Raw genomic sequence first — 634 nt, 5'->3', positions numbered from 1 at the left:
CCATCGGCGGCAAAAAAACCAGTGCCCGCGCCCTAGGCATCCATACCGATCTGCAAAACGCCCACTGCGCCGCTGCCTGAAGGTGAATACCAAGATCCCTTCGACTTTATGCGTGCCTACGATTTGGACTTCCCTTACGAATACCTGCAAAACTGGGTGGATTACTACACCGGCCAAACAGATACTTTGGGTTTGCCGCCGCTTGCGAATGACGAATAGAGTTTAGGATTAAGTTGCTGTGTGTTTACATCGCAGGCAGCCTGCCCCCTTTTCCCGTTTTCAGGCTGCCTTTCCCCACCCCCGCACACACTACGGATCCCCCCGCCATGAACAAACACCGCCATAAAACCGTCTTCAACCGCACCCGCGGCATCCTGATGGCCGTAGCCGAGACTGCCATCGGGCAGGGCAAAAGTTCCGGCGAGCGCTCAAGCGGAGAAGCCGGTGGCGGTAACGGCAGCCTAAAAACCCATTCAGGCAGAGACCTTTGCAAAAAAGCCCTTCCCTCGACAGCCGGAACCTAAACAAAGATTTTCGGCTGTTTCTCTCCCCCAATACCTCCTGATTTTACCCAAATGTCCCCTTAATCCTCCCCGGATACCTGATAATCAGGCATCCGGGCCGCCTTTTAGGC

Annotated in this window: 1 protein-coding gene and 1 pseudogene; both read left to right on the top strand. The window is 55.0% G+C overall.

Annotation, left to right across the window (positions count from 1 at the left end):
- Positions 1-69 precede the first annotated feature (69 nt).
- Positions 70-219 (top strand): annotated as a pseudogene (locus HMPREF2865_RS12035) (RNA polymerase subunit sigma); the annotation flags it as partial.
- Positions 220-326: 107 nt separating this feature from the next.
- Positions 327-524, top strand: a complete 198-nt coding sequence (locus HMPREF2865_RS12385) for an ESPR domain-containing protein (RefSeq protein ID WP_070646580.1) — start codon at positions 327-329, stop codon at positions 522-524.
- The last annotated feature ends 110 nt before the right edge of the window (positions 525-634 follow it).

Origin of the sequence: Neisseria sp. HMSC073G10, assembly GCF_001812605.1 — a bacterium.
GTDB lineage: Bacteria > Pseudomonadota > Gammaproteobacteria > Burkholderiales > Neisseriaceae > Neisseria > Neisseria subflava_A.
Note: the sequence above shows the minus strand (reverse complement) of the source record. Positions and strands in the feature narration are given on the sequence as shown.

Excerpts from the sequence above, each read along its gene's own strand:
- HMPREF2865_RS12385 (WP_070646580.1), top strand. The coding sequence starts at position 327 with ATGAACAAACACCGCCATAAAACCGTCTTCAACCGCACCCGCGGCATC.